This is a genomic window from Achromobacter marplatensis, assembly GCF_002209535.1.
Classification (GTDB): Bacteria; Pseudomonadota; Gammaproteobacteria; order Burkholderiales; family Burkholderiaceae_B; genus Achromobacter; species Achromobacter marplatensis.
Genome location: NZ_NJIG01000006.1, coordinates 276,219 through 295,599, shown reverse-complemented (window position 1 = coordinate 295,599; position 19,381 = coordinate 276,219). Strand labels below are relative to the sequence as shown.

20 protein-coding genes are annotated in these 19,381 nt (G+C 66.3%); 12 read left to right on the top strand and 8 right to left on the bottom strand.

The features are described from left to right. Positions 1-7: 7 nt before the first annotated feature. Positions 8-250: a hypothetical protein gene (locus tag CEY09_RS16570; RefSeq protein WP_006222529.1), complete on the bottom strand. Its 243-nt coding sequence runs from the start codon at positions 248-250 to the stop codon at positions 8-10. A gap of 261 nt (positions 251-511) precedes the next feature. On the opposite strand from CEY09_RS16570, the gene CEY09_RS16565 reads away from it, so the two are divergent. After that, on the top strand, positions 512-2,617 hold the full coding sequence (locus tag CEY09_RS16565) for a PTS sugar transporter subunit IIC/EAL domain-containing protein (RefSeq protein ID WP_088589482.1): 2,106 nt from the start codon (positions 512-514) through the stop codon (positions 2,615-2,617). Here CEY09_RS16565 and CEY09_RS16560 read toward each other — a convergent pair. Continuing rightward, positions 2,610-3,491: a prohibitin family protein gene (locus CEY09_RS16560; protein ID WP_006222527.1), complete on the bottom strand. Its 882-nt coding sequence runs from the start codon at positions 3,489-3,491 to the stop codon at positions 2,610-2,612. The two genes, CEY09_RS16565 and CEY09_RS16560, sit on opposite strands and share 8 nt — an antisense overlap. Positions 3,492-3,787: 296 nt before the next feature. Here CEY09_RS16560 and CEY09_RS16555 point away from each other — a divergent pair, with 296 nt between their 5' ends. Further along, entirely contained in the window at positions 3,788-4,456 is a 669-nt protein-coding gene (locus tag CEY09_RS16555) for an aspartate/glutamate racemase family protein (protein ID WP_088589481.1), read from the top strand. Positions 4,457-4,463: 7 nt separating this feature from the next. Here CEY09_RS16555 and CEY09_RS16550 read toward each other — a convergent pair whose 3' ends face one another. Then, positions 4,464-5,111 carry a DMP19 family protein gene (locus CEY09_RS16550; protein ID WP_088589624.1) on the bottom strand — a complete coding sequence of 216 codons (648 nt, stop codon included), beginning with the start codon at positions 5,109-5,111 and terminating at the stop codon, positions 4,464-4,466. A gap of 181 nt (positions 5,112-5,292) precedes the next feature. Between CEY09_RS16550 and CEY09_RS16545 the strand changes: the two genes are divergently transcribed. Then, a complete protein-coding gene (locus CEY09_RS16545) occupies positions 5,293-6,357 on the top strand; it encodes a M4 family metallopeptidase (protein WP_088589480.1) in 1,065 nt (354 codons plus the stop codon). Then, positions 6,354-6,683 carry a protealysin inhibitor emfourin gene (locus CEY09_RS16540; RefSeq protein WP_088589479.1) on the top strand — a complete coding sequence of 110 codons (330 nt, stop codon included), beginning with the start codon at positions 6,354-6,356 and terminating at the stop codon, positions 6,681-6,683. Before CEY09_RS16545 ends, CEY09_RS16540 begins: the two co-directional genes overlap by 4 nt. Before the next feature lie 15 nt (positions 6,684-6,698). On the opposite strand, the gene CEY09_RS16535 is transcribed toward CEY09_RS16540, so the two are convergent. Next, positions 6,699-7,931 carry an MFS transporter gene (locus CEY09_RS16535; protein ID WP_143219564.1) on the bottom strand — a complete coding sequence of 411 codons (1,233 nt, stop codon included), beginning with the start codon at positions 7,929-7,931 and terminating at the stop codon, positions 6,699-6,701. Positions 7,932-8,076: 145 nt separating this feature from the next. Between CEY09_RS16535 and CEY09_RS16530 the strand changes: the two genes are divergently transcribed. Further along, the gene (locus CEY09_RS16530; protein ID WP_088589478.1) at positions 8,077-8,877 is read left to right on the top strand and encodes an AraC family transcriptional regulator; all 801 of its coding nucleotides are present in this window, start codon (positions 8,077-8,079) and stop codon (positions 8,875-8,877) included. Here CEY09_RS16530 and CEY09_RS16525 read toward each other — a convergent pair. Beyond that, complete coding sequence (locus CEY09_RS16525; protein ID WP_088589477.1) at positions 8,841-9,233, bottom strand: DUF4148 domain-containing protein; 393 nt, start codon at positions 9,231-9,233, stop codon at positions 8,841-8,843. The genes CEY09_RS16530 and CEY09_RS16525 overlap by 37 nt on opposite strands. Positions 9,234-9,454: 221 nt before the next feature. Here CEY09_RS16525 and CEY09_RS16520 point away from each other — a divergent pair, with 221 nt between their 5' ends. The 3 genes from CEY09_RS16520 to CEY09_RS16510 are packed head-to-tail and all read left to right on the top strand — an operon-like array spanning position 9,455 to position 13,444. Then, on the top strand, positions 9,455-10,951 hold the full coding sequence (locus tag CEY09_RS16520) for an MFS transporter (RefSeq protein ID WP_088589476.1): 1,497 nt from the start codon (positions 9,455-9,457) through the stop codon (positions 10,949-10,951). Positions 10,952-10,964: 13 nt separating this feature from the next. Next, positions 10,965-12,020: an HlyD family secretion protein gene (locus tag CEY09_RS16515; protein ID WP_088589475.1), complete on the top strand. Its 1,056-nt coding sequence runs from the start codon at positions 10,965-10,967 to the stop codon at positions 12,018-12,020. Next, positions 12,017-13,444: an efflux transporter outer membrane subunit gene (locus tag CEY09_RS16510; RefSeq protein ID WP_088589474.1), complete on the top strand. Its 1,428-nt coding sequence runs from the start codon at positions 12,017-12,019 to the stop codon at positions 13,442-13,444. Before CEY09_RS16515 ends, CEY09_RS16510 begins: the two co-directional genes overlap by 4 nt. Positions 13,445-13,454: 10 nt before the next feature. Here the strand turns inward: CEY09_RS16510 and tam are convergent, their stop codons facing one another. Both tam and CEY09_RS16500 read right to left on the bottom strand, forming a co-directional pair. Further along, entirely contained in the window at positions 13,455-14,234 is a 780-nt protein-coding gene (tam, locus tag CEY09_RS16505; protein ID WP_088589473.1) for a trans-aconitate 2-methyltransferase, read from the bottom strand. A gap of 170 nt (positions 14,235-14,404) precedes the next feature. Then, the gene (locus CEY09_RS16500) at positions 14,405-15,391 is read right to left on the bottom strand and encodes a TerC family protein (protein ID WP_035213838.1); all 987 of its coding nucleotides are present in this window, start codon (positions 15,389-15,391) and stop codon (positions 14,405-14,407) included. A 106-nt stretch (positions 15,392-15,497) separates the two neighbouring features. On the opposite strand from CEY09_RS16500, the gene CEY09_RS16495 reads away from it, so the two are divergent. The 3 genes from CEY09_RS16495 (at position 15,498) to CEY09_RS16485 (ending at position 17,544) form a co-directional block, all read left to right on the top strand. Beyond that, on the top strand, positions 15,498-16,391 hold the full coding sequence (locus CEY09_RS16495) for a LysR family transcriptional regulator (protein WP_088589622.1): 894 nt from the start codon (positions 15,498-15,500) through the stop codon (positions 16,389-16,391). An 82-nt stretch (positions 16,392-16,473) separates the two neighbouring features. After that, on the top strand, positions 16,474-16,875 hold the full coding sequence (locus tag CEY09_RS16490; RefSeq protein WP_088589472.1) for a hypothetical protein: 402 nt from the start codon (positions 16,474-16,476) through the stop codon (positions 16,873-16,875). A 51-nt stretch (positions 16,876-16,926) separates the two neighbouring features. Next, a complete protein-coding gene (locus CEY09_RS16485; RefSeq protein WP_088589471.1) occupies positions 16,927-17,544 on the top strand; it encodes a hypothetical protein in 618 nt (205 codons plus the stop codon). Here the strand turns inward: CEY09_RS16485 and CEY09_RS16480 are convergent, their stop codons facing one another. Further along, positions 17,545-17,946, bottom strand: coding sequence for a hypothetical protein (locus CEY09_RS16480; RefSeq protein ID WP_006226488.1), 402 nt, complete (start codon positions 17,944-17,946; stop codon positions 17,545-17,547). A gap of 148 nt (positions 17,947-18,094) precedes the next feature. Between CEY09_RS16480 and CEY09_RS16475 the strand changes: the two genes are divergently transcribed. Continuing rightward, the gene (locus CEY09_RS16475) at positions 18,095-19,381 is read left to right on the top strand and encodes a DUF4141 domain-containing protein (protein WP_234818328.1); all 1,287 of its coding nucleotides are present in this window, start codon (positions 18,095-18,097) and stop codon (positions 19,379-19,381) included.

Sequence of the window (19,381 nt, the reverse complement as noted above, 5' to 3'; positions counted from 1 at the left end):
CGCTCCGCTAGTAATCCATGGGGCAATGGCTTTGCGCCGCCCGGATTTCCTGTATGTGGCGTTCGGCTTCTTCCTTCTCGGCCGCAGGCGGCAATGGCCGCCAACTCACCATGTTGCCGGGTGTCTTCACCGGCATCCAACCCAGCACGCTGTACAGCGTGATGGCAGTGCGTCCCGTGTCGAACCGTGTTTCGTAATAACCCTGCCGTTCCGGCGCGGTATCGCCGGACGTCCAATCCAACTGAGACATCCATGTCTCCTCATTGAAGCTTATTGGCTGGTGCGCCTACCCCGCGAATCGGGTGTGCAACCGCTTGATCGTATAGCGCTCCATCGAGCCTGTACTGCCACCTTGCGCCCGCTTTGCATTTCTTGACAGAGGGGAATCCCTAGGATTCGGCGCCATATCGATTGCTAAATCGGGAAAACAGCGGCTAGGATGTAGCAAAATATTCTTACAAACACGGGACCGAGCACTTGTTCGCCTGCTCGGGACCTTGGGCAGACCTCCATGCCGAAATCGATCTTGCCTCGCAACCCGAAAGATCGGCTGGCCTCTCTGGCAAGCGCCAGCGCGTTGCGCGCCATTCGCGAGGGCCTGCTCTGGACCTTGCCGTGCCTGCTGGTCACCGCCCTGTTCCTCGTCCTGTCCGTCGTCGCCCGCCAATTCGGCATGCCCGCCAGCGTGGTCGAACTGCTGACCGGCGTGCACGACAAGCTGTCGGGGATCATGCCCATCCTGGCCGGCACGTCCATCGGCTACATGCTGTCCTTCCGGTATCGCCTGCCCCATCTGCCCACCGCGTTCCTGTGCCTGTCGTTCGTGGTGATGGCCAGCGGCCTGATGGCGCCTTATCCCCAAGCGGCAGCCACGCTGGTGCTCTTCATCGCCATCGTGTCCCCCTTGCTGACTGTGCCCCTGATGGCGTGGCTGCACCGGCGCCCCTGGACACGGCTGGCGCCCGACGGACTGATCAGCGAAAACGTGCGTGACACGTTGAACATGGTGGTGCCCGGCCTGCTGTCGGCCGGCGTGGTCCTGGTGACGCTGTCCGCCGCGTTGCGCATTCCAGGCGTGGCGCAATTCAACATCCCGTTGAACTTCACCTCGCTGGACAATCCCTTCACCTCCGGTGCGGTGATCGCCGGCCTGGATTCCCTGCTGTGGTTCTTCGGCATCCATGGCTACCATGCGATGGCGCCCGTGATGGACGTGATGGACCAGGCGGCCATGCTCAACGCCGTGACCCAGGCCGCCGGCTATGAAGGCATGTATGCGTTGAACAGCACGCTGCTGGGCGCCTTCGTTTTCATCGGCGGATCGGGCGCGACGATGTCGCTGGTGATCGCCATCCTGGTGTTCTCGCGCAACGAATCGCTGCGCGTGCTGGCCCTGGCGAGCCTGCCGGTGTCGCTGTTGAACGTGAACGAAATCCTGCTGTTCGGACTGCCCCTGATCCTCAACCCACGCCTGCTCGTTCCATTCGTGCTGGCGCCCGTGAGCAATGCGATCATCGCGCTGGCCGTCGTGCAGCTGGGCTGGTTGCCAACCGCCTCCACCGAACTGCCCCTGACCTCACCCGTGCTGTTCAACGCCTATATCGCCGCAGGCGGCAGCCTGGCCGGCGTGGCGTTGCAGATCGTGCTGGTGGGCATCGGCATGTGCCTGTACGCCCCCTTTGTCGTCGCGCAGGAACGCCAGCGCCAGGAAAGCGCGACCGTCTACTTCAAATCCCTGGATACGACCTTCCCCCGGTTGCAGGAAGAATCGCTGCTGTACGCGCACGACCCCATCGTGAAGATCTACGCCGACCGCGCGCACCGGGCCACCGAAAACGCCCGCATCCGCGAGATCAGCCAATACGACTTCTACTTGCAGTTCCAGCCCCAGGTGTCATTGCGCAGCGGACTTTGCACCGGCTGCGAGGCCTTGCTGCGGGCCACCGGCCCGGAAGGCACGCAACAGGCGCCAATGGAATTCCTGCGCTGGCTGGCGCAGGCCGACCTGATGCGCGAAGTGGACTTGTGGGTGGCCAGGCAGGCGGTGCTGCAATGCCTGCAATGGCGCAAGCGCGACTTCGTGCTGCCGATGACCATCAACGTCACGCCAGGCACGCTGACCTCCGACGACTACCTGGAAAAACTGATCAAGGTGCTGGCGCAAGCCGGCGGACAGATCTCGGTGGAGTTGACGGAAGACGCGCTGGTCGAAGACGCGCAGGCGCTGCATACCGCGTTCGACCGCCTGCACGCGATCGGCGCCAGGGTGTACATCGACGATTTCGGTACGGGCTATTCGGCCCTGAGCTACCTGCACCAATTCCAGATCGACGCGGTCAAGATCGACCGCAGCTTCGTGGTCGCGCAAGGCTCCGACCGAGGCGCGCTGGTCATGAGCGGCCTGCTGCGCTTTTGCGAGGCCTTGAACCTGCAGATCGTCGTGGAAGGCGTGGAGACGGACCAGCAGCTGATGGCGCTGGATTCCCCTGCCGAGATCATCGTGCAGGGGTGGTACTACAGCAAGGCATTGTCGGGCGACAGCCTTGTGGACTTCACGCGCCGGCGGCAGGCGGCCCCGCCCATGCCGGCGCCTCCTTACACGTCGGCGCCTATTTGATGCCGATGAACGGCAATGCCGCACCCGGCACCTGCGTGGCCGGCAGCACGCCGTCCCATTTTTCAACCGCGTTCAGGCTGACCAGATTGGTGTTGGCGGCCAGCGCCTCGGCCTTGGCGCGGATGGACGCCGCTTCGGCTTCGCCGCGCATGCGGATACCGTCGGCTTCAGCCGTGAACTGCTGACGGCGCGCATCGGCTTCAGCCTTGGCCTTCACCACCTGGATCTCGGCGTTGATCATCGCCGTTTCCTTCTGCTGGCGCGTGGTCTCGATCTGCACCTGGGCCAGCATGCGTTGTTCGATGGAATGCTCATAGGCTTGCGAGAAGCCCACTTCTTCGATCTGCACGCCCACCACCTGCACCGGCGCACCTTCCATCGTCTTCAACACCGCGTTGTTCACGTCCAGGCCCAGCTTCTGGCGTTCCTGGATGGCGCGCACAGCGGTGTACTGGCCGAACACGTTCTTCACGGCGTCCGGCGTCTTGCGCTCCAGCACGCGCATCTGCAGATTGCCGATGGTGCCGTATTCGGAGTACAGCTCGGCCACATGCTCGGGCGGCACACGGTACGTGACGGACACGCGCAGGTGCGCGGGCTGCTGGTCGTAGCTGTAGGCCTCCAGCTTTTCAAATACAAAAGTGTGGTCGCGCACGGACACCGTCATCACGTTGTCGATGAACGGCGTCTTGAAATCCAGGCCCGGCTCGGACACGCGCACCAGCTTGCCGTTGCGCAGCACGACGCCGCGTTCGCCCTGGTCTACCTGGAACCACGAACCGAACGCCAGGAACAGGATCAGCAGGAAGAGAATGCCGGTGCCAATGGCGACCTTGATGCTGCGCGGCTTGACCGCGCCGATCGTCTTGACCATCTGAATGTCTGTCGGCTTCACTTGGAGTCCCTATCTGTTTTTGAACGTTTACGGTCCGAGAGCACGGCCGCGATGCCGCGGGCCAGCAAGTAGGCGACCACTGCTGCGCCAACCAAGATCAGGAAATACCTCATCGAGCGTCCCCCCCGGGAAAGAAGCATCGGATTCTAGCCCGAGCCGGGGACGGATAGATGGCCCTATCGGGCGCGAGTGTTGCCAGACTTTGCAGAACGTTGCTGAGCATTCGGACTCTGCTACGCTTGGCCGTTTTTCCCCCTGTGAAAGGGACTTTGTCCATGCGAATCGCCTGCCTGCATACCGCCCAGAGCAATATCACCGTCTTCGACCGCGCCGCGCAGGACGTATTCGGCGAGCCCGCACGCGCCACGCTGCAGCATCACGTGCGCGCCGACCTGCTGGAAGCGGCGGAACAGGCCGGCGGTATGACTGACGACGTCGCCTGCGCCACACGGGCTGCGATTCAAGCGCTGGCGGCGTCCGCGGACGTCGTGCTGCTGACCTGTTCCACGCTGGGGCCCGTCGCGGACGAATTGTCGGCAACGCTTGCCGTCCCCGTGCTGCGCGTGGACCGCGCGCTGGCAGAAGAGGCGATACGCGCCGGCCTGTCGATCGTCGCGCTGTGCGCAGTCGCGACGACGATGACACCCACCCGCGCGCTGTTTGAAGCGCTGGCGGAGGACTCGGGTGCGACGGTGGACGTGCGCCTGGTGGATGGCGCCTGGAACCACTTCAAGGCAGGAGACACGGACGCCTATCTGCGCGCCATCGCGAACGCGGCGCAAGAGGCCTACGCGCAGGGCGCGGATGCCGTGGCCCTGGCGCAGTCATCGATGGCCGGCGCAGCCGTATTGACCCGTTCGCATAAAGCCCCTTTAAGCAGCCCGGCCGCCGGCTTGCGCGCGGCGCTGGCGGCAATGAAGGCTGTGGATAGCGCGAAGGACTGAGACAGATTCAAGGCTGAAGGATCGCCCCGTAAACCTGCAACCCCAACCGGGACAACCGGTCGGGATATTCCCAGAATGCGTGGTCCAGCGCTTCCATTTCTTCTTGTTCGGCGTCGGTCATCGCGCCGTAAATGTCGTTCAGCTCCACTACCTCGGGCGAGGCCTCGAAGCGGTCGATCAGCCCACGCATGCGCGACAGCACGGCCAGCATGTGCGTGGCGCCCACCTTGCGCAAGGCCTGCAGGGCCAACTGGCAGGTCGGGTCGCCCCAATTGCACAGGAACTGCATGAAGCCGCCGTTGTTGATGTCGGCTTCCATCCGCCATAGCGCCACCAGCTCCTGGTCGACTCGCGACAGGCGGTCCAGCTGCCATTCGGCCGCGGCCAATCTCGCCATGGCCTGCTCGTAGCATTGGTCCCACAACAGGTCGTGCACATTCAGCATGCCCTCGGCCGAGGGCTCCAGTAGCGCTGGCCAGACCACGCCAAAGCCGTCGTCCACCAATTGCCATTGCTCGCGTTCGGCAGGCGTCGCGTTTTCCAGGCGAATGTGGCGTCTGATCGGTTCAGGCAGCGTGTAGCCGTTGGCCAGCGTCAGCAGCAGATGCGTGTCGGTCAACGCGATGGATTGAATGCGGTACGGGGTCAATGACATGTCAAAACCGAAGAACAGGAACCGGCGAACCTTACCGGCACCGCGCATCCCTGTCGAGGCGCACGCGTAGGCAGCGCTCGCATCAGGCCGCACACTGTTACGTCCTCGGGCCGAAGCCTTCTGCTACCGTAGTCTTGCCTGCACCGTGCCACTGGCCCGGCTCCCACGACAGAGACCGACTATGCCACGTCCTTCCGAGTCCGCCCCGCTGATCGGCGTGATCCCGCCCTACGTGCTGGACCGCCTGGCGCAGCATACTGACGCCCGCGTCAGCATGCCGGCCGTCAAGACGCTGATCATCGACCAGCAACAGCGCAGTTTGCGCGAGATGGCCGAACAGCCGCCACGCGCCACGCTGGCCCCCACCCGCCACGCCGCGCCTGGCGGCACGCCGCAACGTGCCGTGCATGACGCCGACAACACCACCACCCTGCCCGGCACGCTGGCGCGCGCCGAAGGCCGACCGGCCAGCGGCGATGCGGCAGTGGATGAAGCCTATGCGCATCTGGGCGCCACGTACAAGCTGTTCTGGGACATCTACAAGCGCCACTCCATCGACGGCCATGGCCTGCCGCTGGTGGGCACCGTGCACTATGGCGAAGACTATGACAACGCCTTCTGGAACGGCGCGCAGATGGTGTTCGGCGACGGCGACGGCGAAGTCTTCAACCGCTTCACGATCGCCGTCGACATCATCGGCCATGAACTCACGCACGGCGTCATCGATACCGAAGCCGGTCTGCTCTACCAGGGCCAGTCCGGCGCGCTGAACGAATCGCTGTGCGATGTCTTCGGCGCACTGGTCAAGCAGTACGCGCTGGGCCAGACGGCCCGGCAGGCGGACTGGCTGGTGGGCGCCGGACTGTTCACCGAAAAAGTCAGTGCCCGCGGGCTGCGCTCCATGGCCGAGCCTGGTAGCGCCTACGACGACCCGTTGCTGGGCAAGGATCCACAACCCGGGCACATGCGCGATTACGCCGACACCCCGCGCGACAACGGCGGCGTGCACATCAATTCCGGCATCCCCAACCGCGCTTTCTTCCTGGCCGCCACCACGCTGGACGGGCCCGCGTGGAAAGGCGCCGGGCAAGTGTGGTACGACACGCTGTGCGACAAGCGCCTGCGCCACGATGCCGATTTCAAGGCCTTTGCCGCCCTGACGATGACGGTGGCCGCCGAACGCCATGGCGCGGCCGTGCAGAAAGCCATCGGCCAAGCGTGGGCGACCGTGGGAGTGCTGTCATGATCGAGCTGCCTCCGCTGGACCTCGTGCTGCTGGTGCGGCTAAGCCGAGAAGGCGGCCTGGCCTACCTGCCCGGCCTGTCGCAACCCCGCAGTATCAACCTGTCGACCTGCCCGCCCGGCGTGCGCCAGGACGTGTGCGACGCCCTGCAACGCGCCGCCCCGCTGGCCGTGCCCGAATGTGGGCAAGGCGGCGGCGATCAGCGCTACTTCCACATCGAAATGGTGATGGACCGCGACAACCAGACGGCCGTCAGTTTCGACGTGCCGGAAACGGATGCGCCCGATACGCTGGTGCGCCTGTGGAAAGCCCACGCCGAACCCATGTGACACCGCCCGTGCGCGTCAATGCCCGGCTGGCACCGGCCGTGCCGCGTGCTCGCGGAACCCGCCGATCTGCAGCGCGCGTCCGGCATACAGGCCGATGATTGCCATTGCCACGCACAAGGCGGCGCATGCGCCCAGCGCCACGCTCCAGCTGTCCAGCCGGTCGTGCAAGGCGCCCACCACGGCGGGGCCGGAGGCCGCAAACAGATAGCCCACGCACTGCGCCATGCCCGACAGCGCCGCAGCCTGCTGCGCGTGGCTGGCGCGCAAGCCCACAAAGGCCAGGCCCAGGATGATGCCGCCGCCCGTGCCCAGACCCAGCAGCACGATCCAGAGCGTGGCCCAGCCGGGCGCCGCGATCAGGCCGAGCAGGGCCACGAACGAGGCCGCCGCCGAGCAGAACGCCGCGCCGCGCTGATCCTTCAATCGGCGCACCACCGGCGCCAGGAACAAGGCGGGGCCGGCCGACATCAGTTGCAGCAGCCCGTGCAGCGAGCCCGCCCGCTCTGCCGAGTACCCGGCATCGAGCAGGATGGCGGGCAGCCAGCTCACCGCGACGTAGAACACGAAAGAATTGATGCCCAGGTAAAGCGTCACCTGCCAGGCCAGCGGCGAACGCCACAGGCGGCCGCCGTGCGGCGCATGCGTGGTCGTCGAGGCCGGCGCAGTGTGATTGGACAGCTGCGGCAGCCACAGCAGCAGGCTGGCGACGGGCACCACCACCAGGCACAGCGTTGAAAAGCGCCATCCGCCCATCGACAGGTTGGCCAACGGGATCGCGATGGCGGATGCCACGCCCGCGGCGATGCTCATGGTCAGCACGTACGCCGACGTCAACCCGGCCACGCGCTGCGGAAAGTCGCGTTTGACCAGGCTGGGCAGCAGCACGTTGCCGATCGCGATGCCCGCGCCGATGATGGCCGTGCCCGCATAAAGCCCCCAGGCCCCGCCCAGCGTGCGCCCGACGATGCCCCAGGCGATCAGCAGCAGCGCGCCGAACAGCGCGCGCTCCAGCCCGAAGCGGCGGGCCAGCCCCGCCCCGAACAGCGACACCACGGCGAACGCCAGCAGCGGCAATGTGATCAGCATGCCGGCGGCGGTCGACGACAGGCCCAGTTGTTCGCGGATCATGCCGATCAGCGGCGCCACGCCGGTGACCGGCGCGCGCAGCGCCATGGCGATGCAAAGCATGCCCGCGATCAGCAGCACCGGGCGGCTGTTGGGGCGGATGTGGGAAGGAATGTGAGTCATGGCGGCAATCTGTGAAATCCAAAGCCAATGCGGAAAAAACCCGCATTTCAGAGGTCATAGCTTACGCACGCGGCGCTTTACCGAATTTCGAGACAATGACAAACTATCCCTGAATTCTGCCAACCTGCCCCCTCGGCGTCGCCCCATGCATCACGCCCATTCCCCGCCGCCCGCCTTCGATCCCAACGCCGCCGCGCAGTGGACCTTCGCCATGCCGGTCCATGCGGCCGAGCAGGACAGCGAATCGCCCACCCATCATCACCCCATGGGCCAATTGGTGCTGTCGCTGCGCGGCGGGGTGACCTGCTCGGTCCCCCAAGGGCTGTGGATGGTGCCGCCGCAATGCGGCGTGTGGATTCCGGGCGGCGTGCCGCACAGCAATCGCGTCACGGCAAACGGACAGGTCTGCTTTCTGTTCGTCCCGGCCGGCACGCCCGGCCTGCCTTCCGCCTGCTGCACCCTGGCGATCTCGCCCTTGGTGCGCGAGCTGATCGTGCACCTGGCCGACCTGCCGCCTTCCGACACCACCACCGCCGCCAACCGCAAGCTGGCGGACGTGCTGGTGGAACAGCTGTCGCGCATGCCCACCGAGCACCTGCACTTGCCGCTCTCGGACCACCCTCGCCTGCGCCAGATCGCCAGCGCCTTGAACGCCGATCCCGCCGACCGGAGCACGGTCGCGGAATGGGGCAAGCGGGTGGCCATGAGCGAACGCACGCTCGCGCGCCTGGTGCAGCAGGAAGTGGGCATGAGTTTCGGGCGCTGGCGCCAGCAACTGCACATCATCCTGGCCTTGCAACGCCTGTCCGCCGGCGTGTCCGTGCAACGCACCGCCGAAGATCTGGGCTACGAATCGGTCAGCGCGTTCATCACGATGTTCAAGAAGACATTGGGCAAGACGCCCGCGCGTTACTTCGCGGACAAATCGGACGCGATGGGCGGATAGTCCAGCTCACCGGACTTCATCTCGCCGCGGACGCGGGCCTCGCGCATTTCCGCCCGCACCGCTTCGCGGGTCTTGTCGGTGGATGCGGGCACATCGGGCGGATAGTCGAGTTCACCAGACGTCACCATGCCTGCTGCCCGGGCGGCCGCCAATTCTTCGCGGACCTGGCTGGCCGTCTTGCTGCGGGTGGCCCGCACCTCGACCGGGTATTGCTGTTCGCCGTAAGTGACCAGGCCCGCGGCCTTGGCCTCCATCAGTTCGGCGCGCACCTGTTCGCGAGTCTTGCCTTCGGCGTGAGCGGCGCCGCCCGCCAGGGCCAGGCACAGAGTCAGCGTGGAAAGTTGGAACGTGTTCATGGAATTCCTTTGCGGTTATCAAGTGCCGCCATGGTCGTCTGAACGCCCCCCGTGATAAATCCCCTGCCGCGCAATCCAGCGTTGTCCTGCACGCAAGCTTCGCCGCGCCGGGGTGCGCCAACCTTGCACGCGACGCAAGCCTGCATTGCGCCGCGCCCGGTGTTTCGCAAGGACGCATCTCCCTAGACTGAATGGCTCCTGTCTTCCAAGGCGCTATTTCCATGCAGTCTCCCTCATCGGCCTTTGGCCCGCGCATCCTGACCGGCCTGTCCGGCGTGTTGCTGGCCGTCATCCTGGCCGGCCTCAATGAGAACGTCACCAAGATGGCGCTTCCCGACATCCGCGGCGTGCTCGGCATCAGCGTCGACCAGGGCACCTGGTTCGTCGCGGTTTATGCGGCCGCCTCGGTCTGCGCCATGGCCTTCGCTCCGTGGTGCTCGGTCACGTTTTCGCTGCGGCGGTTCACCGTCGCGGCGCTTGCCGCCTTCGCGCTATTCGGTGCCCTTTGCCCCTTTGCCCCCAACCTGCCCGTGCTGCTGCTATTGCGCACCTTTCAAGGCCTGGCCGGCGGCGCATTGCCGCCGATGTTGATGACCGTGGCGCTGCGCTTTCTTCCGGCCAACATCAAGCTGTACGGCCTGGGCGGCTATGCGCTGACCGCCACGTTCGCGCCCAGCCTGGGCATTCCCCTGGCGGCCTTCTGCACCGAAGTGCTGGGCTGGCGCTGGGCGTTCTGGCTGGTAACGGCCCCCGCGTTGCTAGCCATGGCCGCAGTCTGGAAAGGCCTGCCGCAAGATCCGCTCAAGCTCGAACGCTTCCGCCAGTTCGACTGGCGCGGCTTGCTGCTGGGTGCGCCCGCCCTTGCGATGCTGGTCATCGGCCTGCTGCAGGGCGACCGCCTGGACTGGTTGAACTCGCCGCTCATTGCCTGCCTGCTGGGCGCCGGCGCCGTGCTGATGGTGCTGTTCATGGTCAACGAATGGTCCCATCCGCTGCCGTTCTTCAAGATCCAGCTCTTGCGCCACCGCAACCTGAGCCATGCCCTGGTGACCCTGGGCGGCGTGCTGATCGTGCTGCTGGGCGTCATCCTGATACCCGCGAGTTTCCTCGCGCAGTTGCGCGGCTATCGCCCCCTGGAAACCGCGCCCGTGCTGTTGACGATGGGCCTGCCGCAACTGATCGCGCTGCCGCTGGTCGCTGCGCTGTGCAATCTGCGCGCGGTCGACTGCCGCTGGGTGCTGGCGGCTGGCCTGGCGCTGCTGGCCGCGTCCTGCGTGCTGGGATCCCGACTGACCCCCGTCTGGTCGCGCGAACAGTTCTATCTGCTGGAGGCCGTGCAGGTCTTCGCGCAGCCCATGGCCGTCATCCCCTTGCTGATGCTGGCGACCGGCGGCCTCGCGCCCCAGGACGGCCCCTACGCATCCGCCTGGTTCAACACCATCAAGGGATTTTCCGCCGTCGCCGCCACCGGCCTGCTGGACGCGCTGACGACCTGGCGCCGCAACACGCACGCCAGCCAGCTGGCCGACCAGCTGGGCAACTTCCCCTTGAGCCTCGGCGGCGAAAGCGCGGCGGCGCTGTCCCGCCGCGTGCAGGAACAGGCCGCCGTGCTGACCTCCGCCGATCTGTATCTGTGCATGGCCGGCGTGGCCGTGCTGCTGATCCTCCTGATTCCCTTTGTCGCGACCCGGATCTATCCGCCTCGCGCCGCAACCTGACATCGAGTCCCTGATGACGACACCCTTCTTACGCACCCTCCTCCCCCGTACTGCCGCGCTGGCCGCGCTGAGCCTGCTTGCCTACGGCGGCTGGTCGTGGTCCGCCTCGACCGCCACCGAATCCACGGACGACGCCACCATCACCGCCGACCACACCATCGTCGCGCCGCAAGTCTCCGGCTTCATCGACGCCGTGCTGGTGGACGACAACCAGGACGTCAAGCAAGGCCAATTGCTGGCCCGCATCGATGACCGCGACTACCAGGCGGCCTTGACCGCCGCCAGCGCCGAACTGGCCGTCGCCGCCGCCCAGCTGTCCAACGCGGCCGCCACGCTGGAACGCCAGCAGGCCGTGATCGACCAGGCCCGCGCCGTTACCCGCGCCGACCTGGCTGATATCCGTTTCGCCGAAAGCGAGCTCCAGCGGCATCGCCGTCTGGCCAGCGAAGGCGCGGGCACGCAACAGGTGTTTGAACAGGCCAAGAGCCGGCTGGAGATGGCGCAAGCGCGCCAGGCCGAGCACCTGGCCACGTTGCAGGCCGCCCGCAAGCAGCAAGAGGTGCTCGCCGCGCAGCGCGACGCCGCCCGTGCGGGATTGCAACGCGCCCAGGCCTTGAAGGACCGCGCCGACCTGAATCTGTCGTATACCCGGATCACCTCGCCTATCGACGGCACGATCGGGCGCCGCGCGCTGCGCGTAGGCGCCTATGTCAGCCCGGGCACGGCGATCCTTGCTGTCGTGCCGTTGCAGAACGCCTATGTGGTGGCGAACTTCCGCGAACGGCAACTGACCCATATGCGCCCCGGCCAGACGGCGACGATCACCGTCGACGCCTATCCGGACGCGCCGCTGCACGGTCGCGTGCAGAGCATCGCGCCCGGGACGGGGCTGAGCTTTTCCCCCGTGGCGCCCAGCAACGCCACCGGCAATTTCACCAAGGTGGCGCAGCGCCTGCCGGTCAAGATCGTACTGGACGCCCTGCCCGACAACGCGCCACGGCTACGCGCCGGCATGTCGGTCGAAGCCGTGGTCGACACCGTGGCCACGCTGCGCGGGGACGTCCAATGACACACCGCCTGATCTCTCGCGCACTGCTCTTATCCGCGCTGCTCGGCATCGGCGGTTGCGCGGTCGGCCCCGACTTCGTCGCCCCAGAAGCACAATTGCCGGCGCAATGGCGAGCGCCCGCTGCCCCGCCGGCGCCCAGCGTCCCGGTGCAGGAGAGCCTGACCACCTCCTGGTGGGACAGTTTCGGCGACCCGACGCTCACCGCATTGATCATCGACGCCACTGCGGCCAACGTGGACATCCGCATCGCCTACGAACACCTCCGGCAAAGCCGGGCCGCGTTGGGCATCACGGAAGCCGGCGCCTTGCCCCGCGCGGGCGCCGGCGCCAGCTACCAGCGCGGCCAGAACAGCGAGACCGGCCTGGCCGATCCGTCGGGCCGCGACGGCCGCTCGTCCTTCAATCTCTGGCAAGCGGGCATGGACGCCAGTTGGGAACTGGACCTGTGGGGCCGGGTCCGGCGCGAAGTCGAACAGTCGGGCGCACAGTCGCAAGGGGCGCTGGAGGCGCAACGAGGCGTGGTGTTGTCGATCCGCGCCGAGACCGCGCGCAACTACATCCTGCTGCGTGGCGCGCAGAACCAACTGGCCGTCTTGAACAAGACGCTGGACAACGCCAATCACAACCTGGCGTTGACCCGTTTGCGCCAGCGTGAAGGCGTCGCCACCGAACTGGACGTGTCGCAAGCCGACGCGCAGGCGGCGGCGATCGAAGCCGCCGTCCCGCCGCTGGTGCTGCGGGTGGATCAATTGATGAATGCGCTGGCGCTGTTGCTTGAGCAGCCACCGCACGCGCTGCACGAACGGCTGGCGGCCGCGGCGCCGATTCCCGGCGGCCCCGTGCGGGTGCCGGTGGGCATGCCCAGTGAACTGGCTGAACGCCGGCCCGACATCCGCCGCGCGCAGGCCACGCTGCATGCGGCGGTGGCCGCCATCGGCGTGGCCGAGGGCGACTTCTATCCGCGCATCACGCTGTCTGGCAACCTCGGGTTGCAGGCCCTGCAGTTGCGGGACCTGGACACGGACAAGGCCGGCATCTTCGGCGCGGGCCCGGCGCTGCGCGTTCCGCTCTTCGAGGGCGGCCGCCTGCGCGGCCGGCTGCGGCTGCGCGAGTCGCAGGCGCGGCAAGCTGCCCTGCTGTTCCAAAAGACCGTGCTTGCCGCCTGGCATGAAGTCGACAACGCGATGACCGCCTATCAGACCCAACAGCTGGCGCACGCCAGCCTGGAACGCGCCTCGGCCAGCGCGCGCCGCGCCCTGGTCAACGCGCAGCGCCAGTATGCCGCCGGCGCGTCGGACTTCGTCAATGTGCTCAGCGCGCAAAACGCCGTGCTGGCCAGCGATCAAGCCCGCGTGTCCACGCAGGCCGCGGTGTCGCTGGCGCTGGTGGATCTTTACCGGTCGCTGGGTGGCGGCTGGCAATAGCCCTGGGCCCTTACGCCTGCTTCGGACCCGCCACGATAAACAGCCGTGGGAACGGCAGCAGCACCGTGCCATCGGCAAGCGCCGGATAGGCCTCGGCAATCAGCGCCTGATAGCGCGCCAGGAAGCTGGCCTGCTCGGCGGCATCCAGCTTGTCCAGATAGGGGCGCAAGGCCGTGCCCTTGAACCATTCCACCACCGCGGCGGCGCCCGCCAGCGGGTGGTGGTAAGTCGTGCGCCACACGTCCAGCACGCCGCAATGCGGCTTCAGCAATTCGTAGTACCAGGCGGCGCTGTGGCGCGGCGGATGCTTCACCTCGCCCGTCTTCGCGGCCCACGGCGCTTCGCCCGCCACCTGGCGCGCCAGGCGGTGCGCAGGTTCTTCCAGGTTGTCGGGAGTCTGCACGGCCAGGATGCCGCCCGGCGCCAGCTTGCCGACCAACCGGGGGTAGAGCATCGCGTGGTCGGGCACCCATTGCAGCGCCGCGTTCGCCAGGATCACGTCGTACTGCTGCGGCGGATTCCACGTGGCGATGTCGGCCAGTTCGAACTCCAGCGCGGGCAGGCGCTTGCGGGCGGCCTGCACCATGTCTTCCGAGCTGTCCATGCCGATGACTTTCGCGTCGGGATAGCGGCTGGCCAGCACCTCGGTGGAATTGCCCGGGCCGCAGCCCAGGTCCACGGCCAGGCCGACGGACGGATTGGGCAACGCGGCCACCAGATCGCGCACCGGCCGGGTGCGTTCGTTTTCAAAAGCGGAATACTGCTTGGCGGACCAACTGTTGTTGCTCATGACGGCTCCTTACCGAACGACTGTGTACGGTTGGACTCTACGCCTGCCGTATCCATATTACAAATATCTGGATAACAACAAATCCATATTCAAACAATATGGCAAACCTGAAAAGAAAAACCCGCCGGGGCCAGCCGGCGGGTTTTCCACTGCGTTGCTGCGTTGATGGTTTACTGCGCCTTCAGTTCCGCGGACCGGGTCTTCCACAGCGAGAACAGCACGCCGCCCAGGATCAGGCTGAACGTCACGCCCAGCGAAATCGCAGCCGGCACCTTGCCGATGAAGCCGACCAGGAAGATCTTCGTGCCGATGAACACCAGGACCAGCGCCAACGCGTACTTCAGGTAGTGGAAGCGGTGGATCATCGCCGCCAGCGCAAAGTACAGCGCACGCAAGCCCAGGATGGCGAAGATGTTGCTGGTGTAGACGATGAACGGGTCGGTCGTGATGGCGAAGATCGCCGGCACCGAGTCCACCGCGAACACCAGGTCCACGAATTCGATCAGCACCAGGGCCAGCAGCAGCGGCGTCGCGAAACGCACCTTCTTCGACGTGGCCGGATCCGTCTCGGTCACCACGAACGCGTTGCCGCGCAGGCCTTCCGTGACGCGCATGTGGCGCTTCAAGAACTTCAGGATCGGGTTGGTCGCGATGTCGGGCGTCTGGTCCGCGATCATCCACATCTTGATGCCCGTGAACACCAGGAATGCGCCAAACAGGTACAGCAACCAGCCGAAATTGCTGACCAGCGCGGCGCCCAGGCCGATCATGATGGCGCGCAGCACGATCACGCCCAGGATGCCCCAGAACAGCACGCGGTGTTGGTATTGGCGCGGAATTGCGAAGAAGCTGAAGATCAGCGCGATCACGAAGACGTTGTCCATCGACAGCGACTTTTCGATCATGAAGCCGGTGTAGTACGCCATGCCGCTGGCTGCGCCCAATTGCCACCACACCCAGGCGCCGAACAGCAGCGCCGCGCTGATGTAGCCGGCCGACAGCAACAGGCTTTCGCGCACGCCGATTTCGCGGTCTTCCTTGTGCAGCACGCCCAGGTCAAAGACCAGCAAGCTGACGACGATGCCGATGAACAGCAGCCAACTCCAGGTCGGTGTCCCCAGAAAATCGGCCATGAAGAAGGTGATCAAAGTATCCATGAATGCCCCGCTGTGTTCGAAGGTGCCCATCATCCGGATACGGGCCAGATGGAGAAATCAGCCTGAAAGTGAGTTAAGGTTCGAAAAAACCGAAGTGAGCTCGATCATGCTGAACTACCGCCATCTGTACTATTTCTGGATGGTCGCCAAGGAAGGCGGCTTTTCCCGCGCAGCCGAACGGCTGGACATGGCCATCCAGACCATCAGCGCCCAGGTGCGCGAACTGGAGAAGAACCTGGGCCACCAACTGCTCAAGCCCGCCGGCCGCGGCGTGGCGTTGACCGACGCCGGCAAGGCCGCCTTCGCCCGGGCAGAAGAGATCTTCCAGATCGGCCATGTGCTGCCCCAGGAAGTGCGGGCCGCGGCCACCAAGCCCGTCATCCGGCTGTCGGTGGGCTTGTCCGACGGTATTTCCAAGCTGGCCGCGCACGCCTTGCTGGGCCCCGTGCTGGACACCCCGGACCTGCGCCTGACCTGCCACGAAGGCGAGGTCGAGGAACTGCTGGGCGAACTGGCCCAGCACCACCTGGACCTGGTGCTGGCCGGCCAGGGCGCGCCCGCCAACCCCAACCTGCGGCTGACCAGCGACCGCCTGGTGTCCTCCCCTGTGGACTGGTACGGCCCGGCGCGGCTGGTGCGCAAGTTCGACACGCTGGACTTCCCGCGCTGCCTCGAGCGCCTGCCCGTACTGCTGCCCACCGGCCACTCCGTGCTGCGCCAGACCCTGGACCGCTGGTTCAACGAACAAGGCGTCTTTCCCAACGTGGTGGGCGAATTCGAAGACAGCGCGCTGATGTCGGTGTTTGCCGCCCGGGGCCTGGGCGTATTTCCGCTTAGCCGGCTGGGCGGGGACGACATCGGCCTGTTGCGCGGATTGCGCCCCCTGGCCCGCTGCGACGATGTGCAAGAGGAAATCCACGCCATCCGCAACCGCCGCGGGCAGCACCACCCCCTGGTCCAGGCGGTGCTGGCACATGCCAAGACTTCGGTTTTTTCTTAAGGTTTGTCACAGATACTCTGGTTTTTCAGAAATAGAATCCGCTTTATCGTGGACCCTCTTTTGAAATCGGAGTACCACTGCAATGAAAAAATTCATCTGGCTCGCTTTTGCCGTGCTTGCCGCACTCTGGACCGGGCTGGTAGCGCTGACCTTGCAACTGACCGACTGGGTCCTGGCAACCATCGCCACCGCTCAGGTGCCGGGCACGGCGCTGGACACGTCGCAATGGGTGGCGCCCGCCTGGGCCGCCGGCTGGGTCGACCCGGCCTGGCTGCAGTCGCTGCAAGGCGGCCTGGTCTGGGCCGCACAGGGCCTGAACCAGATCCTGCCCGTGGCCGGCAGCCTGGGCACGCTGATCTCGGTGCTGGGCTGGATCATCTGGGGCTTCATCATCGCCGGCCTGCTGGTCCTGGCGCTGATCCTGAGCTGGCTGGCGGGCAAACGCCAGCAAGCGGCCGAGGCTCCGGGACGCCAAGTGGTGTAATAAGGCTGGCAACGCGCCACCCGGCACGCTGCCTCCCTCAAGGAGCGTGCCGTGCCCACCCGATCTGCCTCAGCCCTGACGTTGTCCCTGGCCGCCCTGCTATCCGCAGGCGCCACGGCCTTGGCGCACGCTTCCCCCAGCCCTTCCGACGTGGAAGTCTGCACAGTGACGGGCACCTCGGGGCAGTACAGCGTGCGCGTGCGCAATACCGGTACGGCGCCGCTGACGCGCGTCGACGTCACCGGCGTCCGGCTGGATGGCGGCGGCCAGGCCAAAGAAGCCCTGACCGTCAGCCTGGCCGACATTCCCCCCGGCAAATACAAGACCGCCATCCTGGCGCGCCATGAAGAATCGGCCGCGCTGGACAGCATCGTCACGTATTCCACCGTAGACGGCACGGAAACGCCCCAGCAAGAGCTGTTCGCAGGCAAGGTCGCGCACGTATCGCCCGGCTCGGCCCTGCAGTACACGCTGGCGCCGCTGGCCGTACGCGGCTGGACGGTGGCCTATGGATCCGCAACGTCGCCCAGGCTGGAAGCTGGCAGCGCCGTCCTGCTGTCCTACCCCGTTCGCAGCGGCAAGAAGCCGGCGACCCGACCCGAGGCCGGCCGCACGCCGTCCGCCGTGGAACCGCTGACGCCCTGCCGCGACCCCGGCAAGAAATCCTGATCAGGTGCCGCTCAGCAGATCGCGCTCGTTCAGCAGCGCATAGACGATTTCGGGTTTGTTGTCGAAGCCGCGGCGGATGGCGGCAGGCAGCGCGGTGCGCGTCTTGCGGCACAGGCCCGGCGCGTCGTCCAGCTGGATCGAGATGCCGCGCGACGTGCGCACTTCGTTGTCGCTGGGCGTGATGCGAATCACGATGCCCAACTGCGCCTGGATCCGCCCCTGCATGGCGCGCAAGTCCTCCAGGCTGGCAATGCTTTCCAGCCGCGCCACCAGCCGCTTTTCCTCTTCCTTGGTCAGGCGCAGGATACGGATGTCGGCGGCCGGATCGGCCAGCAGCCGTTCGCGGTCGCACATACAGGCGCCCGGCGGACATTCTTGGCGGATAGGGAACGGCAGGTTCATGGAGGGTGGCGGGACAGCATCTGCGCAGACATTGCGCATCGTTCGATTCTACCCAGGATGACGGGCCGCCCGCGACGGCGCACTGCTCGTTTTCCCGCAATCGGCTGCGGTATATTGCCCCCCTCGATTCGAAGCTGGGGAGAGGCGGGTGAAACGAATACTGCTTGCGGGCGCGATAACGGCACTGGCGTTGCAGGGGCAAGGCGTACAGGCGCAAGCCGCCCCGCGCGACTATCCCTACCCCATCAAGGCCGGGCTGTCGGGCGTGGTGAAGATCAGCGGCGGCGACGCCCAGCGCGCCACCGTGCGCGTGGGCAACGGACCCGAGCAGCAGCTGGGCAGCTTCGACGACGAGGAAGTCGACCAGATGGCATCCGTGGACATCGACCACGACGGCTACCGTGACCTCGTGCTGGGGCAAAGCGGCGGCGGCACGCAGCTCATCACCCGCCTGTTCCTGTACCGGCCCGCCACCGGCACCTTCCAGGAAATCCTGCACCCCGACAAGACCAGTCCCTGCCGGGGCTTCGTCAATCCGGTGTTCGACGACAAGCAGGCCCGGATCAGCGTGGGCTGCCGCTACGGCGCCGCCAGCAACGGCGCTGAGGAATACGTGCTGCGCCCCGACGGCACGGTGCACGCCACGTCGTGGTCCACCCAGGCCTTGTTCGGCCTGGACGACGCGCCGGCCGAATTGACCTACCACTTCCGCGAAGACGGCTCGACTGCACGCATCGACATCGAAGGCGAAGGATCCCCGCTGGAAGACGGCACCGTGCCGGTCAGCAAGCTGGACCTCTACGACACGCCCGACGTGAACGCCAGGCCGGCGATGACCGCCGCCGAAGGCGAGCACCTGGACGTGGTGGCGATCCGCCCGCACGACTGGCTGCAGGTACGCTACGCCAGCAAGACGGCGGGGGACGTCCTCAAATGGGTGCGCTATGGCGATCTGCGCGTGGACAAGCATCAACTGCCGGCGCATCCGCCGCAAGGGGGCCTGGAGCTGGAACTCGCCGACACCCTGGGCGACTGGAACGGCGAGGACGGCGGCATCTTCCTCCTCAGCGTGGCCAACCGCGGCGAAGCGCCGGCGCAATTGAAGGCGCCGCGCGTCTGGCTGTTGCTGACCAACGCGCAAGGCGACCGCATCGTGCACCCGCTGTACCAACGCGAAGGCGACACCCTGTACCCGGCCAACCCGCTGGGCTTTGCCCGCGACCCCGTGGTCTGGAGTCCGGACGAAGACGGCAAGCCGGCCTACATGGTCAACGACAACGGCTACGGCAGCGTCCCCTTCCTGCCCGCGCTGGCGCCCGGCAAGTACCGCGCCGCCGCCGTCGTCACCGACCCGGGCAATCTCGCCCAACCCCTCGTCTCCAATGAAATCGGCTTCGACTACCCGCTGCCGAAGCGGCCGCCCGCGCCGCTGTAA